Source organism: Paenibacillus doosanensis (genome assembly GCF_025060755.1).
Taxonomy (GTDB): Bacteria; Bacillota; Bacilli; order Paenibacillales; family NBRC-103111; genus Paenibacillus_S; species Paenibacillus_S doosanensis.
In genome coordinates, this window is the sequence record NZ_JANYUY010000057.1 from 11,797 (window position 1) to 37,827 (window position 26,031).

Consider the following 26,031-nt stretch of genomic DNA (forward strand, 5'->3'; position numbering starts at 1 on the left):
GACCGCTCAGCTTCATTCCATGAAACGGAAACGATGCAGCGAAATAAATAGACTTAACAGCTTATTAACGACGGGCTCACCCTCGTTGCGATTTCCTAACTCCTCTAAGGCGGCATCGATTGCCGCGGCGCTCGAAGTTAACTCATCCACGGTCATATCCGCCATCACACCGTAAATCTCAAGCGGCATGACGCTGTTTATCGTTTTATTTTCCGTTACAATGCAGGCTCCCGAATATTGATCAACTTGTTTCACGCAGAAGCACATTTCTTCGCTTTCCTGTCCGACTGCGACGAAGTAAGGCGTAGGGGCAGGCCAAAAGGTCGCTACAGCCCCGCGATCTACATATACGCCCTTGAATAGGCCGCTAATGATATGCCGCTTGTCATCCGCATAGCGTTGAATAACGGACAGCCGGCTTAATTTCTCGCCTTCATATTCCGGAACAATCTTGCCCTCTCGCATCGGCACCCAAACTTCCTGATAAAACTTGGCATGCCCGCGGCCGTACACATCAAACAAGTAGACTTTGGCCTGTGTGCCGTCTTCGGAAACTTCCAAGGGGACAATGTCCAGCTGCTCCGGCGTCAAGTCATCCAGACCTGCTACCCCTTTGGTTTTCATATTGGAGTAGTCGATATCGGCGTTTTTCAATAATTTCTTGTCTTTAGCGATTAATTCGCCGTCTTTAAACACATACAGCGGATTGATGCGGGATAAGCTATCCGTCAGCACGATATCTGCAAACCGCCCCGGTGTCAAAGAGCCGATCTGATCTTCCATATGGAAGGATCTGGCGGTATTGTAGGAGGCCATTTTTATCGCCTTGATCGGGTTGATGCCCATCTCCGTGCATAGCGAGATAATCCAATCCATATGTCCCATCTTGAGCAGCCGCTCGATCGAGATGTTATCCGTACAAAGCATAAAGTTATCGGTCGGGAACTTGCGATCCACAATGGCGCGAAGCAATATTTTGATCACTTCGCTGCTGCCGACGCCAAACTTGATCTGCGTCGCGAACCCATAGCGAATGCTTTTCTCGATATCGTTCACATTCCATACATCGTGATTGTTCGATACGCCGATCGCCGGCAAGTAGTTCAGGATCATGTCGGACAGCGCCGTCACGCCCCAGTGACCGTTCATAAATCCGCCCTTGGCTCTTACCCAGGAGGCCTTGCGGAAGTCATCTTCATTGCCCGAGCTGTAAGTAAAATGCTCAAATTCCCCAAGCCCGATGACAGGCTCCATATCCAAAACAGCCCTTGTTACCGCTGCGTCCGTTTTTTTGCCCGGTGCAAACGCATACAATCGATAAGGCAGTTTGTCATAGTCTTTAAATAAATCTTGAGCCGCTTGTATGCCATTCTCTCCCGCCGCGCTGAGAAGGTCAAGGCACTCGGCGAAAATTGTCGTTGTTCCGCATGGAACCATCGCCTCAGCCAGCGCCGTCGGATGAGCTAATTGCGACTCGAAGTGCAAGTGAGCGTCGATCAAACCGGGAATGGCATAAAGTCCTTGCCCGTCAAAGACATCTTTCACTTTAATTATAGATTCATCCGGATTAATGGCTACAATACGTTTGTCGTAGACCAGCAGCGATCCTTGATAGACCGTCTCCCCGTGCACGTCCAAAATGTTCAGGTTTTTCAGAAGAAGATCGGCCTCTTTGTTGCCATTTAGAATATCAAAAATAGCGTGGACTTTTTCCAGGTGATTCGCCTCTGTTAGTTTCATTGTTCTGCTCTCCTTTAATGGTTAGAATGGATCGATTTGGTTAATCGATTAACTAAACCAGACTTAGATAGAAAACGAGATTGAGAATTAGTTAATCGATTAACCAATTGGACTAATAAAAACCTGATTTTTAGTTATTGCCGCTGTCTAAAAATCAGGTGGATTTACGTTCAACAATGAACGGTTCCAGAACCGTTACCGGAGCAAACGCTTCTTTGCGAATTTGGCTCAAAATCATTTCCGCGCTTCGGATACCCAATTCCCGGTTTTGCAAATCTACACAAGAAAGCTCGGGCGTAGAGATTTGCGATATGAGAGAGTTTCCCAAACTCAACACGGCCATGTCCTTGGGGATGCTAATCTGACAATCAACCAATGCCTTGGTCAAATGGACTGCACTCATTTCATTTAGAACAAAGACACCGTCGATATCGTTCCGAAGAAGATGAGGTATACAATCTTTGGCTAAATCCATCCCCTCTTTAATTTCTATCATGGTGGGGGTGTCGTCACTGTGGCTCGCCTGCCTAAAGCCGTCGATAAAATGATCAAGTAGATCGTCAGGCAGTTGATTGTGCACATAGGCAATTTTATGCTTCCCTTTCGACAACAAATGCTCGGCGCCCAGCTGGCTTGCTTTCGTTAAGTCGGGATACAGCAAAGGGAAACCGTCGTAGGGAATGCACCTATTGGCATATACGGCAGGAATGTTCCAGCTCATCACGTCATGAATGCTGTCCTTAAAAGAACGATCGGAAAATAATCCGATAAAGACAATTCCGGCTATCATATTTTCACGCATCAACTGGATGATTTCTATTTCGCTTAGATTCAAGTTGTCTACTTCATAAATATATAGATTATAATGATGCTGGCCCAAAATTTGACTGATTCCGGAAGTCATCTCCGAATAATAAAGATTATTAATCTTGGGCAGGATGACCGCTACGTTAAAGGTTTCCATATGCTTTAATGATTTGGCAACCACATTCGTCACATAGCCGAGTTCTTTGATCGCCCGCTGGATTTTTTCCTCGGTTTCTTTCTTTACCACAATATTGGAGCTTAAATAGCGGGAAATCGTAGCGGTGCTTACATTCGCGTGTTTAGCTATATCCTTTAAAGTAACCATGGGTAACCTTCTTTTGCTGCCTCCTTTCTATTTAGTTAATCGATTAACTAAGTGGATTAGTTCAAATTTATCATGGAACGATCCGATTTGCAAGCGCTTTTTTCGTAAAAGCTTCTTACAAAATACGCCCCCTCCAAGCTCCAACCAGAGGGGACGTTTGCGTGTCCTTATAAGGCCGCGTCAGCCTTACCCGACCAAGCGAGCCTTCAGCCCCTGAAGCTTCGCCTCCGTCAAACCGATGCCGCGCAGGTACTGCTCGGCGCTTGTGTACTTCTCGGCGAGGTGCTCCAGCATCATGACCATGTTGGCAGGGTCGCAGCCGATAAAATGCTCGTACACCTCCGCCGGTACCCCCTCGGGGCGGTCGGCGCGCAGTTCATCCAGAATCGGCGTCAAGCAGTCGGCCGTCAGGCTGTAATCTTCGACGATCGTCTCCGACGGCACGTCCGCCAGCGCCAGCAGCAGCGCGGAAACGACGCCGGTGCGGTCCTTGCCCGCCGTGCAGTGATACAGAACGGCACTTTCGCCGCTATCCGCCATTACATCGAAGATCCGCAGCAATTCCGCTTGCGCGCCGTCCAGCATGTCGACGTACAAGTCGCCCAGACTGCGCACCGCGCCGCCGGACACCTTCGCCGGGTTGATCAGCGAAATGTTGTGGTACTCAACGCCTTCGTAATCCATAAAGACGTCTCGCTTCTCCTCCACTTCGCGTGCATGCCGCAAGTCAATCACGCTTGCGATGCCTCGTCCGGCCAGCGCTGCGCGGCTTTCGTCCGTAAGACGGTGCAAGCCGTCCGCGCGGTAGAACGCTCCCCAGTTCGTCGTTCTGCCGTCCTTCGTTGCATACCCGCCCAAATCACGCACATTATAGGCGCCTTCTACCGCAAGGACACGCTCACTTGTTTTTACCATTGGATTCATGTCGTGTAACCACCGTTTCTGTTATAGGATGACTGCTTTATTATATATTAAACGACTGGAATTGCTGACGCACCAGCTCGACCAGCTCCAAGACGATGCGTTTGGCTTCGTCCAGCTCTCCCGCTGCCAGCGCCTGATAGATGCGTTTATTGAAATGTCCCGATTGCTGCGGCTTCGGCAGCGCTTGGACATGCAGCTTGCGGTACGAAATGATTTTGAACATGTACTTGCCTTTAATTTGCTCGATAATTTGCAGCATGCTCGCATTCTTGACGAGGTGCAGCATCGTTTCAATAAAAAGAAGCCCGCTTTCATAATAGGTGCGGTAGTCGTCCTCCTCGGAGGCGCGAAGCTGCCGCTCCAAATGGCCTTCCAGCGTCGGCAGATCGAAGCCGAGCTTCCGCACCGCCGCGATGTCCAGGCTGTATAGCTGGAGCGAGGATAAGACTTCGAACATCTCGAGGAACTCCCGGAACGTGATGTCTTTGACAAAAACGCCACGTCCCCGGATCGCTTCCACGAAGCCCTCCGTCTCCAGCAAGGAGATTGCCGCCCGAATCGGCGTCCGGCTCATGCCGAGACGTTCGGCCAGTTCATTCTCCGAGAGCAGCAGGCCGGGCAAATAGTGCCCGTTAATGATATGCTCGCGGATTTGTTGATAGGCTAACTTTTCCAAAGAGGGCTTAGCAAGACCCGTTAGTTGTGGATATTCCCGTTCGCCGGGTGCAATTGAATTCATTAACGCAAGCCGCCTTTTAAGAAAGAATCGATAATTTGTCGCTGCAAAACCAGGTAAATCACGAGAATAGGCAGACTCGCCATGGTCGTCGCCGCCATCATCGGCCCCCATTGATTTGCTTCCGTGGACATAAAAGATTGCAGACCAATCTGCAGTGTCGAGAACTGCGGTTTATTCGTGACAAGCAGCGGCCAGAAGTAATCGTTCCAAGCCGAGATGAACAGCAGCACGCCCGTGGAGGCGATCGTCGCCCGCAGGTTAGGAAATATGGTTCGCCACAGCACGCTCCAATCGGAGGCGCCGTCGAGACGGGCCGCTTCGATCAGCGTTTTGGGGAACGTCTTGAAGGCGTGATACATCTGCAGGACGGCGAAGGCCGAAACAAGGTTCGGAATGATCAGCCCGAGCAAATGGTTGCGCAGCCCCCAGCCGCTGATAACGACGTAGTTCGGAATCATGATGACCTGGAACGGCACCAGCCAGGTGAGCGAGATCAGCGCAAACACGACGCTCTGCCCGCGAAACTGCCAGCGGGTAAATGCATACGCGGCCAACACGCTCGTCAAGAGCTGCGTTGTCGTCTGCACGATCGCTACCGTCAGCGAGTTCGCCATCATGCGGGCCATCGGAATGGCTTTCCACGCATAGAGATAGTTGTCGAACGTCCAATGCTTCGGCAGCAGCGAAGTAGAGTAGATGTCGCCGGCCGTTTTGAAGGATGTATTCAGCATCCAGTAGAACGGAAAAACAGCCAGCAGACTAAGCAGAATGAGCAGAATATGCTTGCCGGCCAGCGCCGGGCGTGAAACAGTTAAAGACGTTTTCTTCACGTCGGTTCCTCCTTAGTTATCGTAGAACGACAGCTTGTTCGACAGCTTCATGAAGCCAAGCGCGATCAAGCTCGAGCCGAATACGACAACGACCGCTGCCGCCGAGCTCGATCCGACGGAGAATGTCTTGAAGCCGTACGTCCACAGCAGGTAATAAATGTTGGTCGTGGAGTTCATCGGGCCGCCCTGCGTGAGCACATTGATGTACGTGAAGCTCCATTCGGCGGCGAACAGCGTGCTCAGCATCGCCATGAACATGATCGTCGGCGACAGCAGCGGCAGCAGCACATGCCAAATGATTTGCCAGCGGCCGGCCCGATCCATTCGGGCGGCTTCTACGTATTCCTTATTCAAGCCGGACAAGGCGGCCGAGAAGATCAAGGTGCTGAAGCCGATCAACTTCCATCCGGTAATGAACGTGACCGACCAGATCGCCCAGTTCGCATCGGAAAAGAACCCGATCGGATCATGAACCAGGTGCAGCGCCGTCAGCATTTTGTTGATGAGGCCGCCCATCGGGTTCATCAGCCAGCTCCACACCGCGGATACGGCGACCGGCGCCATGATCATCGGCACGAATACGAGCCCCCGGTACAGGGTGCGCGACCGTTTGCCGATGTTATCGGTAGCAATGGCGATAGCCAGCGGGATGAGAAGCGAGAACGGCAGCACCCCGACGGTGTAGATTAGCGTGTTCAGCAGCGCCTGGCTCATGTCCGGCAGCGTGAACAGGAGCTTGTAGTTTTTCAGCCCCATCCACACCTGAGGGAAGTCGGCAGCATGTTCCACTCGTAGAAGCTGAGCCGAACGGTCTGCAGCAGCGGACGATATACCCAAAAACCGATAGATATGAGGGCCGGCAGCAGATACAGCCACGGCATGACCCAGCGCAGCGAGCGCTTGCGGCGCACCCGCTGAACCGGGTTCAACCGCTCCTTGGGCAGAGCCCCCGCAAGGGTGTTATTCATGAATTTTCTCCTTTCCGGTCGAACCTATTGAATCAGCGTCTGCGCGCGTTTCTGCGCATCCTGCAGGATCGGTGTAATGTCGCCGGTCGTTTGCAGCGATTTTTGTACGGCGTCGAGGAAGGTAGACTCCACTTGGCTGAACTTGGCACCTGGATAGGAAACCCACGGCTGCAAGCGCGTAAGCTGATCCAGATTCGGTTTCACGAGCGGATTTTGCGCGACCCATTCCTTCAAGTATTGGGCGTCGTCAACGATAGCCGGACGCAGCGGCAGATAGCCCATTTTCGTCGTAATAATCGTGTAGCCGCGTTCGCTGGTCGCAAACTTCACAAACTCCCATGCCGCCTTCTGTTTCGCTGGATCTTCCGACAAAATGAACAGGGCGCTGCCGGAATTCACCGGCGTCGTCGGCTTGCTGCCGAAGGAAGGCATCGCCGCATTTTTCAGCTCCCAGCCTCCTGCTTTCGCTGCCGCGATGAAGCCGCTTTGCAGGGCGCTGGTCGTCAGCACCATGCCGAGCTTCCCTTCGCTGAACGATTGCGTCACGTCGTTGTCGTTCAATTTGTCATGCGCGCCGCTCTGAATGAGATCCCGCCACATGGTGATCGCGCCGACAGCCGCCGGCTCGCCGAACTGAATGGATTTGCGGTCATCGGAGAGCACTTTGCCGCCGTTGCTGCCGACCAGCGCTTGGGCAATCCAATCTGCACCGGCCATCCCTTGGATATGAACGCCTGCGGCTTTCGTCTTGGACGCGATTTGCAGGGCCGCCTGCTTCACCTCGTCCCACGTCTTCGGCGGCTGGTTCGGATCGAGCCCCGCTTCTTGGAAAATGTTCGCGTTATAGAATAGAACCGGCGTACTGAACGTATACGGCATGCCGTACGTTTTTCCTGCTAGCTGCCCCAGCTTCAGCCCGTTCGGGGAGAAGCCTTCAAAGTTCTTTTGCAGCTCATCGGCCGGTACAATGTCCTCGAGCGCTTTTGCGCCGTAGTTCTGCACGGCATAGTCCAGTCCGTCGAAGACGAGCTGCGCCACGTCGGGACGCGAGCCGGCGGCAATATCCGCCTGTACCTTCGTGTTGATTTCGGTCGAGGCAATGGCGATCGGATCGATTTTAATATCCGGGTGGGCCGCTTCGAATTCGGAGATCAGCTGCATCACGCCCTCTTTTTGGCTGGCAATCGCCAGATTGTAGCTGTAGAACGTAATTTCGGTCGGCTCGCCGGAAGCTTTCGCCGAACCGGACGCTTCCTGATTCGCGGTTCCGCAGGCTGCTGTCGTCAGCAAGGCCAAGGCTACCACACCGGCCGCCGCCGTTTTTTTGAACATCATCGTTTCTCCCTCTCCCCTGATTAAATTAGCTATGTGCCGCTTGCAGCTTCTTCAGATCATACTCGGCCAGCACGCGCTGCTCGCCCGGCATCGTCATCGGCTGAACGATCATCTGTCCGTCTTTCACGAGAACATAGTTGTAGCCGGAGCGCTCCACCATACGCATAACGCCCTCTGCCATCGGGTCCAAACCGAAAGCCGAACCGTCCGCCGCAGCGCAAGGGACGCCGTTCAACATGCCGATGTTGTGAAAATGAATATGTCCCGACAGCAGGCCGATGACGTCGCTGCCTTCGATCGCCGCTGCCAAGTCCTGCGGATTCTGCAGCAAGTGGCTGTCCATCATCGCCGTCGGCGTCAGCACGACCGGGTGATGGTGCACGAGAATGGTACCGATCGGCGCCGGCTCGGCCAGCACGTCTTTCAGCCAGTCAAGCTGCTCGCTGTCCAAGCGCCCGTCATGGCTGCCCGGCACTTGCGTATTCAGCACGACCACGCGCAGCCCGCCGTTCATGAAGCTGTAGTAGTACGAAGCGTCCGAAGGTGCCTCCTCGAGGTAGCCTTCGCGAAACGGCTCGCGCGTATCGTGATTGCCCAGCGCCACATGGATCGGCACGCCGAGCGCCCGCTCCTCCGCTTGCAGGAAGCTCCGCAGAAACCGGTAGTCCTCCAGATCGCCGTCATGCGTTAAGTCGCCGCTGATTACAACAAAGGCCGGCTTCGTCTTCAGCTTGCCAATCTCTGCGAAAATGCCGTGCAGCTTGTCGGACATGGTCAGTCCGAACAGGGGCTGCTTGCCCGGCTTGCTGAGGTGAATATCCGTAATGTGTACGAAGAAAACAGGTTTCATCTTGATCTACTCCTTTGCGTGTTTGGTTGTATGCGGCGGATAAGCCGTGATGTCTTGCACGCCGTCCAGATGAACGACACGGTAGGTCGGAACGCCTGCGCGCATCGTGACCCACAGGATCATGTTCGCATTAGCCCCGACTTCCTCTTCCCCATGCGGCAGCCCGCCGGTACGGCCCAGCTGGATCAGCTCGCGATTGCCCTCGCGGGTGTATTCCAACTCATGAAGATGCCCCGCGAACATCGTGTGCGGGCGATTGCTCAGCAGCTGCTCCAGGCGCGCAAATTGTTCGCTGCCCGTTTTCCAGCCCGGTTTATGCATATTGATGAAGGTCCAGGACACATCCTGATGCTCATTCAGCACACTCTCAATAAAAGCAAACTGCTCCTCTCCGATTGTCATTTTGACTTGCGACATCCCTTGGAGCTGCTCCGGCGTCAGCGCCTCTCCGAACGCTCGTAAATACTGCTTGGCGCCGGCCGGGTCGCGCTTGATTTGCTCCGTTACCGTTTTGACCACCTTCATGAATGCTTCCGGAAGCTCATCCGGCGTATGCTCCGTATTGATCGTAATGTAGAGCGCGTCTCCGGCGCGAAAAGCGTAATAATCCATCCCCTTGCGCTCACTCCACACATCCGCCATCATGGCGTTGCCGTAGTCATGATTGCCGACCGCCGGAAAAAACGGCAGACCCGTCGCTTGCACCATCGCATCCAGCTCGTCCCACTCCTCATGCGCGGAGGCCGGGCTCGTCCAATAGCCCTCGATTAGATCGCCAACTGCCAGCACAAAAGCCGGCTGCAAATCCTTGAGCACCTCGAGCGCTTTCTCGAATACGCCTGCTGTCGCCATCCCGCAGCGGTCGCCTACGACGGCAAAAGCATAGTCGCCTGTTAATGTCTCCGGAAGCTTGCCGAACCAAGGCCGTTTGCTGGTAATAAAGCGAGCGTCTTCCAACATGCTGAAATCGGGTCTGATCTGATCTTTGGTTTGCATAGTCTGCTCCTTTGTCTCTCAGAATGGAATTGCTTATACGACTCATTATGCAGGTTGTATGTAAGTTGAATATCAAGCGGGGGATAAGAAATTGTGAAGAAGACCGGCGGTGTAGCACGGCGAGTTGCAGCGGTTTTTCCCTGATATGACAGGCTTTTCGGCTGAATGACTGTATGCGCGACGAGTGAATTTTTAACAGAACGTTTACATAGACCGAATATTCTGCAAACAATCCCGTCCTGCTCTGATGCCTGAAGCATCGCGCCGCTAAGACACAAGAAAGAAGCATCAAGGACAATCGGTTGTTCCTCGATGCTTCCCAAAATACAGACGATATGCTTATTTATTGCAGGGTTCCGGTTAACGGGTCCATCGGTAAAAAAATAGAAGAGCTGCCGCTGCATAGAATCGCCGGCTTATGAATATCGAATCGCTCCTCCATTTACGTGCAGCACTTGGCCGGTCACAAACATGGAATCGCTGGCGGCCAAATAGACATAGGCAGGAGCCACCTCGAATGGCTGCACGGCACGACCGAACGGGCTGTTGACGCCCCAGGTGCTCACCATCTCGGCAGGCCAAGAACTCACGGTAAGAGGCGTCCAGCCCGGACCCGGAGCAACTCCATTGACCCTGATTCTCCTGTCGGCGAGCGATACGGCCATCGTACGAATGAAGGATACAATCGCTCCTTTGGTCGCCGCATAATCGATGGCGTTTTTGTTCCCCTCATAGGCCACCCTGGACGTCGTACAGATGATCGCGCTGCCCGGTCTCAGAAAAGGCAGGGCGGCTTTCGTCAAATAAAACATAGGGAAGACGTTCGTTCGAAACGTATTGTCCAGCTGTTCGTCCGAAACGTTCATAATGCTGGGTGTGTACGGCTGAACGGCGGCGTTGCTGACGACAATGTCCAGCCTTTGATAATGATGCATCGTCTCCGCCACAATGTCGCACGAGGCCGCCGGATCGCGAAGATCGCGAGGCAGAATCAAGCAGCGAACGCCGAATTGCTCCACGTACCGCTTGGTCTCTGCCGCATCCCTATGCTCGTTCAAATAAACAATCGCCAAATCGGCTCCTTCTTTGGCATAAGCCACCGCGATAGCGCGCCCGAACCCGCTATCGCCGCCGGTGATGACGGCGACTTTTCCTTTTAGCTTGCCGCTGCCGATATAACCGGGATTATCGAAAATGGGCCTGGGCACCATCAAATATTCCAGGCCGGGTACCCGATTCTGGTGCTGCGGCGGGAAGGCCACCGGCTCTATAACGGTCTTGGCGCGCCAGCCGATATAGGGATATACAGGATAACCGCTCTGCATAGGCCGCCCCCTTTCTCGAATTTCTCCTGCAAGGGGTCTATGTCAGCCTCTCCCTGAACGAGAAATTGCCATTGTTATTACCAACTTATGAAACCTTTGATGAGAGTATGAACGTCATAAAGCTCTTGTATGTCCTGCGGACCCAAATTGCAGCCGGATTTGAATAGCTTAAGTTCGGTAGACACCCTATAACACGCAAAAAGACAGGATAAGGGCATTGCCTCGATCCTGCCTTGTGAAGAGCCAGACAAGGCGCTCACCGATATTGTTCATATAGCAGTTGAACGACCGGCGAGGGCTGCAGGCCAAGCTCTTTAAGCAGCAGTTGCTTATAATGCTCATAATGATTATGTAGGGACTGCCGATCTCCTAAGGCTCCATATATACTCAACAGAAGAAGATTCGACTCTTCTTCAAATTCATTACGGGACACAAGTCTTCTCGCAATTTGCGCTGCTTCTCTAAATCGCTTCCGATCCAGCAGCCAGATAGCGAGACGTTCGGCGAAGGAATCGTACATGACGCCCAACCGCTCATGTTCCGCAGTTGCCCACACAAATGAATGATTCTCGAACAGCTCGCCTGCAAACTGTTTCTCCAGATCGATTGCCGCGGCTGAATTCGCTTCGTTGATTTCAGATAATTGCTTCATGTCGTGCTCAAATTGAATAAAGTCGACGTCGGCTTGTTCCAAGTCTACACGATACTGTTCTTGCGCTGAAATGAGCATTTCCTTGTACCCATGCGGCGACAACGCCTTCCTAAGCTGATAAACCGCCGTATGAAGATACGCTTCTGCATTTTTAAGAGGCCTCTCCGGGAAAATATCCTCCAAAATTCGGATTTTGGATACGTTTCGTCCCCGGTTAACGAGCAAATAGGCGAATAATTCCATGCTTTTTTTGGAAATCCATTTTACAGCACCCGCTTGCTTACTGCCGGCCTCGAAGCCGCCCATTCCCCGAACAGTAAGCCGATTAACAGCGAAGTCGCCCGCTTCATCAGAAGAAGCACTGCGTCTGCCGGCTGCTTGAGCAACCGTCTGGGCCAGACGCTTTCTGGAAATCGGCTTAACCATATAGTCCAAGGGATAAACGTCATAAGCATGAAGCGCATATTCCGAATGCGAAGTGGTAAACACGATGTTAAGCTCCGCACGAAGCGAACGCAGGCGGCGGGCCAGCTCCAATCCGTCATCCCTAGCGATCTTAATGTCGAGAAATGCTAGATCCACATCCCCGCTTCGGACAAAGTCCAGCGCCTCCTCCGCATGCTGGAAGCTCCCGACAAGCTCCACGCCTTGCATCGTCGATAACATCCGCTTCATAGCCAACAGCATGGCAGGCTCATCGTCAACTATGAGAACTTTCATCACGCGGTTCCCCTCTCATGGTGAAGTAAACTACGCTGCCTTGCCCTATTTTGCTTTCCGCCCATATACTCCCGCCGCTTCGTTGTACGAACTGACGGCTTACGAGAAGTCCAAGTCCCGCGCCCTTCTCTCCCCTAGTGCCGGGCAAGGAATGGAGCTGCTTCTCGCTAAATAGCCGACGAACCTGTTCCTCTTCCATACCCATTCCATTATCGCGGACGGAAACGACCACCATGTCTCCCGATAACTGAGCATGTACATGGACGGAGCCGCCCAATCCGGTAAATTTAACTGCGTTGGATAACAAATTACGAATAATTAATCCAAGCGCTTCCCGATCGGCATACACACGAGTGCCTGAGGCAATGTTATTATGCATCCTGATCTGTTTGCCTTCGCTTTTAATATGCAGCGCATGACAGCAATCCTCCACAACCTCGGACAACTCCACTAACTGCGGACGAAGAGCCATGTCTTCCCGTTGGCTGCGAAACCATTCTAGCAAATTGGTAGCCATTCCGAGTGTATTCCGAATCTGGCCGCCCAGCATCCCAACGATCTCCCGGTGATCCGTATCCAAACGGTCCCGATCCTCTTCCAGCAATTCAATGAGTTGAAATTGCAACGCCAGCGGACTGCGAATATCGTGCGAAACGATCGTAAACAATTGATCCTTCAACTGATTGAGCTGCGCACTCTGCTCCAGATGGCGCTGCTTCTCCGTAATATCGAAGATCAGAGAAATACTTCCCTGCCCTTGCCTGCGCAGCGTATGCAGCGGATATACGTTCACACTGTACATTTTTCGTTCTCCATCCAGCCAAGCGTCGATCTCTACATTGCCTTGCTGCATAGACTGGCACAGCGCATTCCAATCGGGCCACTGCGCCAGTAGCTCCGAGATATTCCGACCGGAAATAGATGCATGCCCCAGCTTTGAAAACCAATGGAGGGCCTGTTGATTGCTATCGATCACCTTGCCTGAAGCATTCGCAATCAGAATACTTTCCTGAAGCGTATCCAGTACAATATTTCTGGCAAAAGGAACGAGAGAGAAAAACTTATACCGCAGTATAATAATGAGAACTAACATGCCCAAGAAACTGCAGTAGACCGACATCGGTATCAGCCATGGCGACCATTCCGGTCTGACCAGCTTGACAATCTCTATCATAAACGAAAAGGAGATCAGAAACAGAACCCACATCCCCGGGTTCCGCAAATCTTTACGAATATTCCGTATATATTGAAATAGCAAATAAAAGCTTACAACCAGAATACTACAGCAAATCATGCTGAAAGTGATCGAGTAGATGCTTTTCGTCGCTAATAAATGACCATTATGGAGTTCAATCCTGCGATATATCACATGAAGATCTGAATCGAACCACATCAGCATCGACCAGAGCGCGAACGCCAAGATAAACAGGATCTTCCCGCGTGTCCTTAACAACTTGTCGTAGGCGACCAATTCAAGTACGAACAAGACAAAGAAGGGGACCATTAAGTTTACCGCCGTTTGATGAATATTGCGAAAAACAAGCTTTTCCATTAAGGCATCGCTGCTATTTTCAAGAATAACACCCGTTGCATAAATCATTCGGCACACGATGACGCCGATCAGATAGCCGATACCGCGTTCTTTTCTGAAACGATATAAAAAGACAAAGATGATGCACATCAGTATGACTGAAGCAATCATCAAGACAAGCTGCATGGTTGTAGCCATAGATAGGCCCCTCAGGTTTGATTTAAAGAGATGCATTCAACCTCATCCGAAGTGTTGACTCTCTCTATGTATATATCGACCGTGGAGTCTGTTTCTATAAGGCTTACCCGGTTTGCGCATGAACAAAAAACGGCCGATCCGTTATGTCATTAAGAATGACGTACCGGACCGGCCTGAATCTACTGCTTTATCAAATCATAGTTAATTTCTAATGTGTTGATTTATCGGGCATATCGTCAAGAACATGCTGCAGCCGCAACAGGATCGTGGCTGCTTCCGCCCGTGTAGCCGGCTCAGACGGGCTGACTCGATTGCCTTCGCGTCCATTCAGCAGCCCCTGTTTGGCAGCGGCATTGATGTATCCTTTTGCCCAAATCGGAATATCGGCATCATCGGCAAAGGAAGTCATCTGTCCTTGTTCGACATCCCACTTCATGGCCCTAACCATCATGGCAGCCATCTCCGATCGGCTCACAGTCTGTATGGGTCGAAGTGAACCGTCCGGGTATCCCTGTAAGATGCCGCTCTCCACCGCCTTGCTTACCGTACTTGTTGCCCAAGCGGGGATCTGGTTCTGGTCGGTAAATACTTTATCCGCCGCAGGTCCGGAGGCAGCCCCTAGTGTGCGAAGCAGCATAGCCGCAAACTCGACACGTGTAACAAGCCCTTGCGGGTCAAATTCAGTCTCCGAATGCCCATTTACAATCCCCTTCTCTGCGGCTTCACAAATGTTCGGCTCTGCCCAATGACCTTTGATATCAAGGAACGTACAAACCGGGTGCTCCGCTGGCACTGGCAATGGTGATGGCGCAGCCTCTGTCTGACGCTGAACCGTCAAGCTGTACGACTTGACTGTGCCGTTCTCCGCTTTGACGATAATCTCAAACACATTGTCTCCCTTTGCAAGAGCGACGGTCTCCTTCCCAACCAGTATGGCTTCTCCCAGGCTTACAAGCGCCTGGCCATCAGAAGCGACTGCTTCTATCGATACCTCGTCTGCTGACGTTTCAACGCGATAGCTTGTCTTGTCTGCTGCAAATGCCGGCGTTAACGACAGTGCATCTCCGTTCGCTTTCACAATAAGCTGAGTAAGGTTCGCATTATTAGATGCTGCCTTAGTGCTGCCGTTTCCTTTACTTCCCGTATTCCTCCCGTTCACTTGTACAGTACGCGTCACGGGTACCGCAGCATTCCCTGCGCTATCCTGCGCATCGTATTGCAGGATATATGTGCCTGGCACTTGAGGATCGACGCTGCCTGTAATCGTAACCGGTATGCTTTCTTCCAAATCCGTCACCGTTGCGCCAGGGTCCATAAAAGCGGCTCCCGCTGCAAGAACGATCCAAGCATCACCCACAAGCGTAATAACCGGAGACTGCGTATCTACCGTAAACGTATGCTCCGCCGAGAAGCCCCCCGTATTCCCTGCTGCATCCGTCGCGCCCGCACTCAACGTATGCGCACCTTCGGTCAATGCTGAGCTTGGCATCCATGACCAGCTTCCATCCCCCGCTACCGTTACCGTAGCGGCATCCGTTCCATCCAGCCGGATGGTCGCTACGGTCCCCGGCTCCGCCGTGCCGCTGATCGTCGGTGCAGCAGCATTCGTCCACTCTCCGTTCGTTGGCGCTACGAGCACTGGCGTCACTGGGGCGGTTGTGTCCACTTTGAACGTATGCTCCGCCGAGAAGCTCCCCGTATTCCCCGCGGCGTCCGTTGCGCTTGCGCTCACTGTATGCGCGCCTTCGCTCAGCGCTGCGTCTGGCGTCCATGTCCAGCTCCCGTCAGCCGCTGCCGTTACCGTAGCGGCATCCATACCATCCAGCCGGATGGTCACCGCTGTTCCCGGCTCCGCCGTGCCGCTGATCGTCGGCAAGCTCGTATTCGCCTGCAGCCCGTTCGCCGGCGCTAGTAGTGCAGGAACCGCGGGCGGGGTCTGATCGATCGTAAAGCTCGCACGCGCTGCATCGAGAACATTATAGTATACATTTCTCACCGCATTCCCGGCTACCAGTACTCTATACTCTCCGTCCTGCACGGTGCCGTTCAAACTTAAAGTAAATACATGGGAACCCGCATCAAAGCTTGCCGTATAGGCCGTAAAGGCTTCGCCGTCTTTCTCCATGCTGATGAGCGGTAATGCATTCCCGGCATCTAACGGGGCTCCTCCTGCAATCCAATATACCGCTTCATAGACAGACACGGTAACCGCTGCAGGCGGTACTTGAAAAAGCTGACCAGGCGTAAAGTTACCGAAGGCGGCAACCGGCTTGGTCGTATCATACTGGACAAGCAACGTGTTCGATTGAGGATTAGCGTTACCCGCGGCATCCTCTACGCCCCCTGCCGCTACGGTTACTTTCACGGCTTGCCCGCTAGTCATCGGGCTAACGGTAGCCGAATACACCATCGAGGTCACGGTAACCAAATTCGATACCGCCCCATTCTCGATCACCAAATCTTGTTCCGCAAACCCCTGAACAGCTTCGCTAAAAGTGATGGTTACGGGGAAAGATGCATTGACCGTGCCGCCTCCAGCACTGGAAACCGTTGCCGTCGGCGCAATGGTGTCCACTGTAAACGGACGCGCTGCCGAGGGCGCGCTCGTATTCCCCGCCGCGTCCGCCGCCTTCGCCTGTACCGTGTGCGCGCCTTCGCTCAGCGCCGATGACGGCGTCCACGTCCAGTTCCCGCTTGCATCCGCGGCTGCCGTTCCCGCCTCATTCCCGTCCAGCACAATCGTTACCGTGCTGCCCGCTTCCGCCGTACCGCTGATCACCGGCGCGGACTGCCCTAGTGCCTGTCCGCTCGTCGGGCTTGTAATGCTCGGCACAGTAGGCGCGATGGTGTCCACTGTAAACGGACGCGCTGCCGAGGGCGCGCTCGCATTCCCCGCTGCGTCTGCCGCCTTCGCCTGTACCGTGTGCGTGCCTTCGCTCAGCGCCGATACCGGCACCCCGTACCAGTTCCCGCTTGCATCCGCGGTTACCGTTCCCGCTTCATTCCCGTCCAGCACAATCGTCACCGTGCTGCCCGCTTCCGCCGTACCGCTGATCACCGGCGCGGACTGCCTCAGCACCTGTCCGCTCGTCGGGCTCGTCACGGTCGGCACGGGCGGGGCGGTTACGTCATGCACATCGAATGAGAATGACTCCTGCTGCTTGTGTCCTGCAACCGTATCCTCCACCGTAATATACAGTGTATACGGCCCTGCCGGGTAGCGCTGATCATCGATTAGCGTTGACCAGTTATAAGCCTGATTGCCGCCTGTAGCAGGCATTTCATATACATAATCGGTCACGGTCGCATCCGTACGATTTTGTATCTCTATGCGGAGCGTCAAGGGCTCGCCGATGCTTCCATCCCGGATATGACCCGCAACCTGAAGCACATTGCCGGCCAGCCCTGTGTCATAAGCAGCCGAGAGGGGCTCGACCCTCAATACAGGCGAAAATGTCTTGAGGTAAGGGGTATCGAGCCCTTCCTGAATGCCCCAGATTGCCGGGTCCCATCCTCCTGAAGCGATCATATCCTTCATATCAGACTTCTCAATAGCCCCGGCTGCTCCCCCCCTCCCGCTTCCCAGTGCGTTCAGACCCGGATTATCTGTCAGATTCCAGTATGATTTGGTGATGACCGCGGAGGAAGGTGTAACCTCGTCGCCAACTAACCCTCCGATATATCCGCTTCCGGCAGCTTTAATCAGCGTCCCCGACGCGTAGCTGTTCATCATGTTTCTCCCTATGAAACCAATTAAACCACCTATAGAGCTGCCGGGGTTACTGGCTTCAATACGGCCAGTTGCATAGCTGTTGGATACGTCCCCAAGCTCTTCCCCGACCAGCCCCCCGGCATAATTAAAGTTGCCGGTCACTGTCACATCGCCGGTTGCATAGCTTTCTGTAATGCCGTATGTATTGTACCCGGCTAATCCCCCTGCATATTTGAAATTGCCGTTTATATGGACATGCGCATCACTATTGGACATCTTATTGATCGATTGCCCTGTTATTCCCCCAACCCAAGAACCTGCGCCGGTTATTTCACCGCTCACAGAAACGTCATCCACTGCGGTCCAGGCATCGGTGCATCCTGCCAATCCGCCAACATTAGCATTGGAAGATCGACTCGTGATCTGTACATTCTCCAACCGCACATGCTTGATCGTTGCCAGGGTCGAACCTGCGGTAGCGGATTGAGCATACCCGAACAAACCTAAATTTGACAAAGACGAATCGATGGTCAGGTTGCTGATCGTATAATGATCGCCATCAAAACTCCCGCCAAAAGAGCTGCCAGGCGTTCCGATCGGCACCCAGTTTGCAAACGAGGACAAATCAATGTCTGCTCCTAGCTTGTAATTCGAGTTCGGGCTATACCGCACGTTATCCAGATCCTCCGCCGTCAGAATGACGAAGGGATGCTCCAGACTGCCGTCCCCTCCGCCGCTGAAAGCATAATCGGCCTCGGCCCGTAATGGCCAAGCGCCCAGAAAAGGCACTCCTACAAGCAAAACGATTAATAAGATGGCTAACTGCTTTTTCAACACTTCATCCCCATTTCCGCATCTTGTATTCCCCTTGGCAGGCTGCCTCGCCAACTCCCCCCGAGAGGCATGACCTTTAAACAGTGTAACAGAGCGGAATGAAAGAATGATGAAAGAACGGCTTTTATACTCAATCTTAAAAGCGATGATTTTAGGTGGATTTGTTCGCATATGAATGGTACATTATTCCATAACCGACGCTGCAAAGTATTCGTATTCAATAGGTGTTATTGGAAACGTGCAAGTCTGGGATACACGTTTAGGCTCATATTTTTTATATCCGGGGAGAGTGTCTGCATGGACAAGAATTCGGTTTATAGAACAAATATTATAGGCGGTAGAGAGGTTGGCGCCATCTCGGTCGATAACATGGATAAGAGCGTTGTGCATAAAACAAACAGCTTATTTTGGGATACAAAAGGAAATGAGGTTTTAGGAGCCACCTCGCTTCCTTATTACGGGGCGTTCGTATCGGAAGAAAAAAGCCGGCTTTTTGGCGATGTATCCGGAAAAAAGGTGCTGGAGATCGGCTGTGGAAGCGGTCAATCCTTGCAATATGTAGGGGAACGCAAAGCTTCTGAACTATGGGGTATGGATTTATCGGAAAACCAACTCGAAAAGACAAGGCAGCATTTGACGGCATGCGGTCTTTCAGTCAAATTGATTTGTTCACCCATGGAAGAGGAATGCGGCCTGCCAGTAGATTACTTTGACTTTGTTTATTCGATTTATGCCATAGGCTGGACAACCGACCTGGAGGGTACTTTTCACCGGATTGCTTCTTACCTTAAAAAAGACGGCGTATTTATTTTCAGTTGGTCTCACCCTATACACAAATGTGTTGCTGCAGAAAATAACACGCTTGTTTTTAAAAAATGTTATTTCGACGAATCTTGGTATTCCGTATCTCTTGGCGAAAGTACGCTAGCCTTATCGGACCGTAAACTATCAACCTATGTGAATGCGTTGGCCAAGGCGGGATTTGCCATTGAGCAAATGATTGAGGAATCCGATGACGAAATGATACAATCGCGGGACGGCAGCTTTGCCAAAAAAGCAAAGATGCTTCCTGTCACTTTCGTAATCAAAGCAAGAAAACTCTAGCATCCGATAGCTTCATCGGTAAAAAAAACCCGCCGCGGCGCGTCAAATATTTTGAATTTGATATTTCATTCGGTGTTTCATTCGCTGTTTTTCGACAAAATCATGTTTGCTTTAAATTTCCTCTTGCTCAATACCTTTAATCCTGCTATTATGAAGTAGCATAATTTTTGGAAAGCTAATATTCAATACATGTAGGATCTTTCCAAGCAGATAATCTTTGACCACTTCCTTTATAGGAAGCAAAAGCCATACGGACAGCTGGTCAAATGCCGATTGGCAACTTTCGTTGCCTTATTGATGGAGTTAAGAGCTCAAATTTTATAAGTTGGTTACTTTACAACCGGTGCACACGCACACAACTTGTGAAACGATCAATAAGAGTGGTAAAAGTAATTATTTGCTATATAGACTCTGATCCTAACACCGTATATTTGAATATTAAGGGCTTTTCCATGAAACGATGAGTTTTATGGCTGATTGACGAGCACATAAGTGGTTTGTCCGGCCATTCTTAATGGAACTGTCTTATTATTTGATTATATCGAAGCAAGTGTGATGCGCATGGTGCGTGTTTCGCTTGCTTTTTTTGTTATAGTTCTTTCATTGAAAAAAATAATTTATTCGGAACAGGAGATTGAAACATGGGAAAAGCACTAATCATCGGCGCTGGCGGCGTAGCTTCTGTAGCAATTCATAAATGTGTGCAAAACAGCGAGGTGTTCGAAGAAATTTGTATCGCTAGCCGCACGAAATCCAAATGCGATGAATTGAAAGCAAAGTTGGACGGCGGCAAAACCAAAATTACAACCGCACAGGTCGATGCAGACATCGTGGAAGATCTGATTGATCTGATTACCGAATTCCAACCGGATATCGTTATGAACCTGGCTCTGCCTTACCAAGATTTGACGATCATGGATGCTTGCCTAGCCACCAAAACACACTATATGGATACAGCCAACTATGAGCCGGAAGATACGGCCAAATTCGAATACAAATGGCAATGGGAGTACCGCGAACGCTTCGAAAAAGCAGGTATTACAGCTCTTCTGGGCAGCGGATTCGATCCAGGCGTAACCGGCGTATTTTCCGCTTATGCGCTGAAACATTATTTTGACGAAATTGAATATATCGACATCCTGGATTGCAACGGCGGGGATCACGGCTATCCTTTCGCAACCAACTTCAACCCGGAAATCAACATTCGCGAAGTGTCCGCCAACGGACGTTACTGGGAAAACGGGGAATGGATCGAAACGAAGCCGATGGAAATCAAACGCGAGTATAACTTCGCTGAAGTCGGCCAAAAGGACATGTACCTGCTGTACCATGAAGAGCTTGAATCCCTTGCGCAAAACATGCCTGGACTGAAACGCATCCGTTTCTTCATGACCTTCGGCCAAAGCTATCTCATGCACTTAAAGGCGCTTGAAAACGTAGGAATGACCTCCATCGAACCGATCGAATACGAAGGGAAAAAGATCATTCCGCTTCAATTCCTGAAAGCTGTGCTCCCGGACCCGGCTTCCCTGGGACCTCGTACGGTGGGCAAAACGAACATCGGTTGTATCTTCAAAGGGAAAAAAGACGGCCAAGACAAGACTTACTATGTCTACAACGTTTGCGACCATCAGGAGTGCTATAGAGAAGTCGGCTCCCAAGCCATCTCCTATACGACCGGCGTGCCTGCCATGATCGGCGCGGCCATGATCCTTACCGGCAAATGGAATAAACCGGGCGTATTTAATATCGAAGAGTTCGATCCGGACCCATTCATGGAAGAGCTGAACAAATGGGGACTTCCATGGGTAGAAGACTTTAATCCGGTGCTTGTCGACGCATTGCCTGAGGAATCTAAACAGCCGGAGCTCGTTCGTTAATATGCGGTTTGAGGAATTACCTACACCTTGTTTTGTCGTCGATGAAGCGCTCATTGAAAAAAACCTGAATATCTTAAGCGGCGTCATGCAGCGTACGGGAGCCAAAATCGTGCTCGCGCAAAAAGCTTTTTCCATGACCGAGATGTATCCGCTCATCGGAAAATACTTAAGCGGCACGACCGCGAGCGGTTTATTCGAAGCGCGGCTGGGCCACGAAGAAATGGGCAAGGAAAATCACGTGTTTGCCCCTGCCTACCGTGAGAATGAAATCGACGAGATCCTGACCATCTGCGACCATATTATTTTTAATTCCTTCTCTCAACTGGAGAAGTATAAAGATAAGGCTTTGTCCGCCGGCAGAAAAGTAGGCCTTCGCATCAATCCGGAATGTTCGACGCAAGTGGGACATGAAATCTATGATCCTTGTTCGCCGGGGTCCAGATTTGGCGTAAAACGGGAGGATTTCCGGCCGGAACAGCTTGAGGGCGTTTCGGGACTGCACTTCCATACTCTTTGCCAACAGAACTCGGACGATTTGGAGACCACGCTGAATGCGGTCGAAGACAAGTTCGGGCCATGGCTATCGCAAATGGAATGGATCAATTTCGGCGGCGGTCACCATATTACGAGAGAAGATTATGATATTCCGAGATTGGAAGCTTGCATTAAGAGAATGCAGGAGAAATATGGTTTGGAGGTCTATCTCGAACCGGGAGAAGCCATCGCGCTGAATGCGGGCTACATGGTCACATCCGTACTGGATATCCATCGGAACGGCATGGAGATTGCGATCGTGGACACGTCGGCTACCTGCCATATGCCGGATGTTCTGGAAATGCCTTATCGTCCGCCGCTGATCGGCTCGGGCGAAGCCGGGGAGAAGCCATACACGTATCGGCTTGGCGGGCCGACCTGTCTTACGGGCGATGTCATCGGAGACTATTCCTTCGATCAGCCCCTGAAATGCGGCGACAGATTGGTGTTTGAGGATATGGCGATCTACTCCATGGTCAAAACCAACACGTTCAACGGCATGCCGCTGCCTGCGATCGCCGTGCAGGATAAAGACGGCAATTGCCGTATCGTACGCGAGTTCGGCTATCAGGATTTTAAGATGAGACTAGCTTAATGAATAATAAGCCTTAGCCCTATCATCAGGGTTAAGGCTTTGTTTGCATGTTCGCTATTATTTAGGAGTCTGCCCGACGGAGTTACTATTGTACGCGTGGTTCATCGAACAGGCTCTTAGGGTACGGTTCCTCTCGCACAACGTAACGGCTGGATGCCTTCCGGCTGCTTGGGAGCAATCCCCGGCTCAAGGGGTATCCGCTTGAGCCGGGATATATACTGTCATCTTTAAATCGGGATAATCCGCGACGGTAAGCGACTGATGCTCGAACGCGAGTATGCCGAGCTTGGGGTGATTGAACCTTTTCAGTCCAAGCGGAACACCCAGCACCTCATGATTTTCCCACCATTGATTGAACTTTTCGCTCGTCTTCTTAAGTAAGTCAACCAATTCCTCGAACGAAGGGTCGCCGATGTGCTGGCCGTAGCTAGTGCGAAATTGGGCCAAGAGGCTCTGGGCTACATGCGGCCAATCCGGCAGTAAATCGGGATAATCGGGTCGGGCGAACATCCGCCACAAGCTGTTTCTTTCCAGAACGTTCATCCGGTTAAAGTCGCCGAACAGCTCGCAAGCCGCATGGTTCCAAGCGAGCGTATCCCACCTCGGTCCTCTTACGTAAGCGGGGAAGGGCTCCAATTTATCCAGCATCCGCTGCACAGACTGATCCAAGTCAATGTCGGGCGTCCATTCTTTGACGGGCGGACGGTGCTCGGCAAGCGTATATAAATGCAGCAGCTCGTATCGGTTCAATTGCAGCGCCTTGCCCAAACTGTCCAGTACCTGGGAAGAGGGCCGAACGTCCCGCCCCTGTTCAAGCCACGTATACCAAATATTGCTTACCCCGGCCATATCCGCCACTTCTTCGCGGCGAAGCCCTTTGGCCCGGCGATGCGGCGCGCTTTGAAACCCAAGGTCGGATGGAGATAAGCGCGATCGGCGCGATTTCAAGAAAGCCCCTAACTCTTTGCGGCGTTTCAAATCTTCTTCCACACTCGCTTCCCCCGATCTAGGTATTATTTTTTATAATCGTATAAACGGTATTCTTACAAAAAAACCTTTTTCATCTAAGATTGGGATATAACTTTGTTGAAAAAGGTGATTAAAGTGACCAAAACGAATGAAGCGCCGCTCGATCCTCGCAGATGGTGGGCTTTGGCGGTAGTGTTGTCAGCGACATTTATGGCTTTGCTTGATTCTTTTATCGTCAACGTCGCTATCCCCTCCATCCAATCCGATTTACAGGCAAGCGCCTCGGATATTCAGTTTATTCTTGCGGGCTATACGCTTGCTTATGCCGTTCTGCTGATTACCGGGAGCCGGCTCGGCGATATGTTTGGGCGCAAACGCCTGTTTCTGTCGGGGATGCTGGGATTTGTGATCGCTTCGGCGCTATGCGGCATGGCCTCCTCGGCGATGTATTTGATCTTGTTTCGCGTGCTTCAGGGCGTAACGGCGGCGGCCATGATGCCGCAAGTGCTCGCCATGATACAAGTGAGCTTTCCCGAGAATGAAAAAGCGAAAGCCATCGGTTTGTACGGTGCGACCATCGGCATAGCCACAGTATCCGGGCAACTGCTCGGCGGTTACCTTATCAGCCAAAACCTGCTCGACTTGGGATGGCGTTCCGTGTTTCTCGTGAATGTCCCGATTGGTGTGATCGCTTTACTGGCCGGTATCCCGCTGCTCCAAGAGTCGCGCAACCCTGCAGCCAGACGCCTTGATCTGACCGGCGCACTCATTCTAACAGCAAGCCTGCTGGCGCTCGCATTTCCGCTCGTTCAAGGACGCGAGGCGGGGTGGCCGACATGGTCGTTCATCTTGCTTGCCTGCTTCCCGATATGTTTGACACTGTTTATTATATATGAGCGCAAACTACTTGAAAATGGAAAATCGCCGCTGCTCGCTCCGTCGCTTTTCCGCGATCGTTCCTTCAGCCTCGGCATCTCGCTCATTCTCGTCTTTTACGCGATCGCTTCAGCGCTGTTCTTCACGTTAGCCGTGATGCTGCAGCAGGGCTTCGGCTACTCTGCTCTAACGTCGGGGTTAACGTATTTGCCGCTGGGTATCGGCTTCTTCCTCGCTTCACTGGCATCGCCCAAGCTCGTGGGCAAGTTTGGGCCGGCCGTTCTACTGGCCGGAGCTGTAATTACGGCAGTCGGCATAGGATACACATTGGAAATTGTCCATCATGACGGCGGTCATCTTGTTTGGAATGCGCTTTGGCCGAGTTTATTCATCATTGGCGTCGGCCAAGGCACCTGCGCCGCGCCGCTTATCGGAACCATTCTATCCAAGGTGCGTCAGGAGAATATAGGGGCGGCTTCCGGGGTTTTGACGACAACGACCCAGCTCAGCACCGCGCTCGGCGTATGCTTTGTCGGAATCTTCTTCTACAGAGCTTTGGATATTTCCGATTTGCCCGACGCTCATGCGCGTTATGCACACGCCTTTACCGTCGCGCTTGAATTTGTTCTGATCTTGTCCGCGATTTATGCGTTCCTGCTCATTTTCTTAATGAAGGCGGGACAGCGGCGGCAGCCTGAGAGAGCTGTCCGTACTTCGGAGCAGAGGGGTTGATGGGTTGTGAGCGGCTTCGCCGCCGCTTAGGAGTGCGATGATTTCGTCGTGTCCTGCAGTCGTTGGAAGCTTCCGCTCGCTGTTGTAGCCGGATTGTTTGCATTGTGAACTTCTTTCTTCTTCCGCTACCGCCCATCCGATACCAGATGAGCGGTTTTTTGGCGTTCTACTTCTCCTGCTCCTTGATCACCTGTTCAATCCCTAACAGAATCAGCTTCACACCGAACTCAAATGCCGTATCGCTCCCCATCAGCTCGAACAGCCCGTTCGTGAACATTCTCCGGAACAGTCCCGCATCCGTCTCGCTCATCGAATCCAGAAGGCGAGTCATCTCCTCCCCCGGAAGCACTCCCTGATCTTTAAGGATAGCGGAGACATTGCGTTCATGCTGATAATCGTCCAGAACGAAGTAGAAGACATAGTTCACAAGCGTAGTAACCACTTGCATTTTCTGCGCTTGCTCAAGCGGCGTCGATTCCACGCAGAGCAGCATACGGTTGGTGAACCGGATGATGTCCGGTTCGTGGGGCAGCGTCATCATCATCAGCTGCGTGGAGCAGGGATACCGGCTGAGCACGCTTCGTACCGTTGCCGCTAGCCCCGTCAGCTGCTCCTTCCAGTCCCCCTCGGCGTGGAACTCATCCAGAATCATTTTCGATACATGGTTGGCCAGACGCTGGTAAAGATGCTGCTTGCTCTTGAAATACCAGTACAAAGACGGCGCCTGAATCCCAAGCCGGTCGGCCAATCGTCTTAAGCTGAACTTCTCGATGCCCTCCTCCCCCAGAAGCTCCCACGAGGCTTCCAAAATCTTTTCCTCCGAAATCGAAGGCTGCTGCTTCTTCATTGGTATCC

The 26,031-nt window shown here is 52.1% G+C and carries 20 protein-coding genes; 4 read left to right on the top strand and 16 right to left on the bottom strand.

From position 1 onward, the window contains the following. Nucleotides 1–12: 12 nt before the first annotated feature. The 14 genes from N0M98_RS28245 to N0M98_RS28310 form a co-directional block, all read right to left on the bottom strand. A complete protein-coding gene (locus N0M98_RS28245) occupies nucleotides 13–1,740 on the bottom strand; it encodes an amidohydrolase family protein (protein ID WP_259619843.1) in 1,728 nt (575 codons plus the stop codon). A gap of 154 nt (nucleotides 1,741–1,894) precedes the next feature. Continuing rightward, the gene (locus N0M98_RS28250; protein WP_259619844.1) at nucleotides 1,895–2,872 is read right to left on the bottom strand and encodes a LacI family DNA-binding transcriptional regulator; all 978 of its coding nucleotides are present in this window, start codon (nucleotides 2,870–2,872) and stop codon (nucleotides 1,895–1,897) included. A gap of 186 nt (nucleotides 2,873–3,058) precedes the next feature. Then, nucleotides 3,059–3,796: a tyrosine-protein phosphatase gene (locus N0M98_RS28255; protein WP_259619845.1), complete on the bottom strand. Its 738-nt coding sequence runs from the start codon at nucleotides 3,794–3,796 to the stop codon at nucleotides 3,059–3,061. A gap of 40 nt (nucleotides 3,797–3,836) precedes the next feature. Continuing rightward, nucleotides 3,837–4,535 carry a GntR family transcriptional regulator gene (locus tag N0M98_RS28260; RefSeq protein ID WP_259619846.1) on the bottom strand — a complete coding sequence of 233 codons (699 nt, stop codon included), beginning with the start codon at nucleotides 4,533–4,535 and terminating at the stop codon, nucleotides 3,837–3,839. Beyond that, entirely contained in the window at nucleotides 4,535–5,365 is an 831-nt protein-coding gene (locus tag N0M98_RS28265; RefSeq protein WP_259619847.1) for a carbohydrate ABC transporter permease, read from the bottom strand. Before N0M98_RS28265 ends, N0M98_RS28260 begins: the two co-directional genes overlap by 1 nt. Before the next feature lie 12 nt (nucleotides 5,366–5,377). Then, nucleotides 5,378–6,121, bottom strand: coding sequence for a carbohydrate ABC transporter permease (locus tag N0M98_RS28270; protein ID WP_259619848.1), 744 nt, complete (start codon nucleotides 6,119–6,121; stop codon nucleotides 5,378–5,380). Beyond that, nucleotides 6,112–6,333, bottom strand: a complete 222-nt coding sequence (locus tag N0M98_RS28275) for a hypothetical protein (RefSeq protein WP_259619849.1) — start codon at nucleotides 6,331–6,333, stop codon at nucleotides 6,112–6,114. The genes N0M98_RS28270 and N0M98_RS28275 overlap by 10 nt, the downstream gene beginning before the upstream one ends. A gap of 24 nt (nucleotides 6,334–6,357) precedes the next feature. Next, on the bottom strand, nucleotides 6,358–7,668 hold the full coding sequence (locus N0M98_RS28280; RefSeq protein WP_259619850.1) for an ABC transporter substrate-binding protein: 1,311 nt from the start codon (nucleotides 7,666–7,668) through the stop codon (nucleotides 6,358–6,360). A 25-nt stretch (nucleotides 7,669–7,693) separates the two neighbouring features. Beyond that, nucleotides 7,694–8,518 carry a metallophosphoesterase family protein gene (locus tag N0M98_RS28285; RefSeq protein WP_259619851.1) on the bottom strand — a complete coding sequence of 275 codons (825 nt, stop codon included), beginning with the start codon at nucleotides 8,516–8,518 and terminating at the stop codon, nucleotides 7,694–7,696. A 6-nt stretch (nucleotides 8,519–8,524) separates the two neighbouring features. Continuing rightward, the gene (locus tag N0M98_RS28290) at nucleotides 8,525–9,514 is read right to left on the bottom strand and encodes a metallophosphoesterase family protein (RefSeq protein WP_259619852.1); all 990 of its coding nucleotides are present in this window, start codon (nucleotides 9,512–9,514) and stop codon (nucleotides 8,525–8,527) included. A 416-nt stretch (nucleotides 9,515–9,930) separates the two neighbouring features. After that, on the bottom strand, nucleotides 9,931–10,839 hold the full coding sequence (locus N0M98_RS28295) for an SDR family oxidoreductase (RefSeq protein ID WP_249860353.1): 909 nt from the start codon (nucleotides 10,837–10,839) through the stop codon (nucleotides 9,931–9,933). Between the two features lie 256 nt (nucleotides 10,840–11,095). After that, entirely contained in the window at nucleotides 11,096–12,145 is a 1,050-nt protein-coding gene (locus tag N0M98_RS28300; RefSeq protein WP_259619853.1) for a response regulator, read from the bottom strand. A 46-nt stretch (nucleotides 12,146–12,191) separates the two neighbouring features. Next, nucleotides 12,192–13,940 carry a sensor histidine kinase gene (locus tag N0M98_RS28305; protein ID WP_259619854.1) on the bottom strand — a complete coding sequence of 583 codons (1,749 nt, stop codon included), beginning with the start codon at nucleotides 13,938–13,940 and terminating at the stop codon, nucleotides 12,192–12,194. Between the two features lie 208 nt (nucleotides 13,941–14,148). Further along, complete coding sequence (locus N0M98_RS28310) at nucleotides 14,149–18,486, bottom strand: Ig-like domain-containing protein (RefSeq protein ID WP_259619855.1); 4,338 nt, start codon at nucleotides 18,484–18,486, stop codon at nucleotides 14,149–14,151. A gap of 297 nt (nucleotides 18,487–18,783) precedes the next feature. Between N0M98_RS28310 and N0M98_RS28315 the strand changes: the two genes are divergently transcribed. The 3 genes from N0M98_RS28315 to nspC all read left to right on the top strand — a co-directional run bounded on the left by N0M98_RS28315 (nucleotide 18,784) and on the right by nspC (nucleotide 22,599). Continuing rightward, nucleotides 18,784–19,590: a class I SAM-dependent methyltransferase gene (locus tag N0M98_RS28315; RefSeq protein WP_259619856.1), complete on the top strand. Its 807-nt coding sequence runs from the start codon at nucleotides 18,784–18,786 to the stop codon at nucleotides 19,588–19,590. Nucleotides 19,591–20,231: 641 nt separating this feature from the next. Beyond that, nucleotides 20,232–21,470, top strand: coding sequence for a saccharopine dehydrogenase family protein (locus N0M98_RS28320; RefSeq protein WP_249860350.1), 1,239 nt, complete (start codon nucleotides 20,232–20,234; stop codon nucleotides 21,468–21,470). 1 nt (nucleotide 21,471) lies between these two features. Then, entirely contained in the window at nucleotides 21,472–22,599 is a 1,128-nt protein-coding gene (gene nspC, locus N0M98_RS28325; protein ID WP_249860349.1) for a carboxynorspermidine decarboxylase, read from the top strand. A gap of 186 nt (nucleotides 22,600–22,785) precedes the next feature. Here the strand turns inward: nspC and N0M98_RS28330 are convergent, their stop codons facing one another. Next, on the bottom strand, nucleotides 22,786–23,589 hold the full coding sequence (locus tag N0M98_RS28330; protein WP_249860348.1) for a helix-turn-helix transcriptional regulator: 804 nt from the start codon (nucleotides 23,587–23,589) through the stop codon (nucleotides 22,786–22,788). A gap of 105 nt (nucleotides 23,590–23,694) precedes the next feature. Between N0M98_RS28330 and N0M98_RS28335 the strand changes: the two genes are divergently transcribed. Next, nucleotides 23,695–25,176: an MFS transporter gene (locus N0M98_RS28335; protein WP_249866365.1), complete on the top strand. Its 1,482-nt coding sequence runs from the start codon at nucleotides 23,695–23,697 to the stop codon at nucleotides 25,174–25,176. 166 nt (nucleotides 25,177–25,342) lie between these two features. Here the strand turns inward: N0M98_RS28335 and N0M98_RS28340 are convergent, their stop codons facing one another. After that, on the bottom strand, nucleotides 25,343–26,023 hold the full coding sequence (locus N0M98_RS28340; protein ID WP_249860347.1) for a TetR/AcrR family transcriptional regulator: 681 nt from the start codon (nucleotides 26,021–26,023) through the stop codon (nucleotides 25,343–25,345). Nucleotides 26,024–26,031 lie beyond the last annotated feature (8 nt).

Coding starts and splice junctions, on each gene's coding strand:
- N0M98_RS28260 (WP_259619846.1), bottom strand. CDS start 4,535: ATGAATTCAATTGCACCCGGCGAACGGGAATATCCACAACTAACGGGT.
- N0M98_RS28340 (WP_249860347.1), bottom strand. CDS start 26,023: ATGAAGAAGCAGCAGCCTTCGATTTCGGAGGAAAAGATTTTGGAAGCC.
- N0M98_RS28250 (WP_259619844.1), bottom strand. CDS start 2,872: ATGGTTACTTTAAAGGATATAGCTAAACACGCGAATGTAAGCACCGCT.
- N0M98_RS28275 (WP_259619849.1), bottom strand. CDS start 6,333: ATGAATAACACCCTTGCGGGGGCTCTGCCCAAGGAGCGGTTGAACCCG.
- N0M98_RS28255 (WP_259619845.1), bottom strand. CDS start 3,796: ATGAATCCAATGGTAAAAACAAGTGAGCGTGTCCTTGCGGTAGAAGGC.
- N0M98_RS28290 (WP_259619852.1), bottom strand. CDS start 9,514: ATGCAAACCAAAGATCAGATCAGACCCGATTTCAGCATGTTGGAAGAC.
- N0M98_RS28315 (WP_259619856.1), top strand. CDS start 18,784: ATGGACAAGAATTCGGTTTATAGAACAAATATTATAGGCGGTAGAGAG.
- N0M98_RS28300 (WP_259619853.1), bottom strand. CDS start 12,145: ATGCAAGGCGTGGAGCTTGTCGGGAGCTTCCAGCATGCGGAGGAGGCG.
- N0M98_RS28270 (WP_259619848.1), bottom strand. CDS start 6,121: ATGGGGCTGAAAAACTACAAGCTCCTGTTCACGCTGCCGGACATGAGC.
- N0M98_RS28305 (WP_259619854.1), bottom strand. CDS start 13,940: ATGGCTACAACCATGCAGCTTGTCTTGATGATTGCTTCAGTCATACTG.
- N0M98_RS28295 (WP_249860353.1), bottom strand. CDS start 10,839: ATGCAGAGCGGTTATCCTGTATATCCCTATATCGGCTGGCGCGCCAAG.
- nspC (WP_249860349.1), top strand. CDS start 21,472: ATGCGGTTTGAGGAATTACCTACACCTTGTTTTGTCGTCGATGAAGCG.
- N0M98_RS28280 (WP_259619850.1), bottom strand. CDS start 7,668: ATGATGTTCAAAAAAACGGCGGCGGCCGGTGTGGTAGCCTTGGCCTTG.
- N0M98_RS28245 (WP_259619843.1), bottom strand. CDS start 1,740: ATGAAACTAACAGAGGCGAATCACCTGGAAAAAGTCCACGCTATTTTT.
- N0M98_RS28320 (WP_249860350.1), top strand. CDS start 20,232: ATGGGAAAAGCACTAATCATCGGCGCTGGCGGCGTAGCTTCTGTAGCA.
- N0M98_RS28285 (WP_259619851.1), bottom strand. CDS start 8,518: ATGAAACCTGTTTTCTTCGTACACATTACGGATATTCACCTCAGCAAG.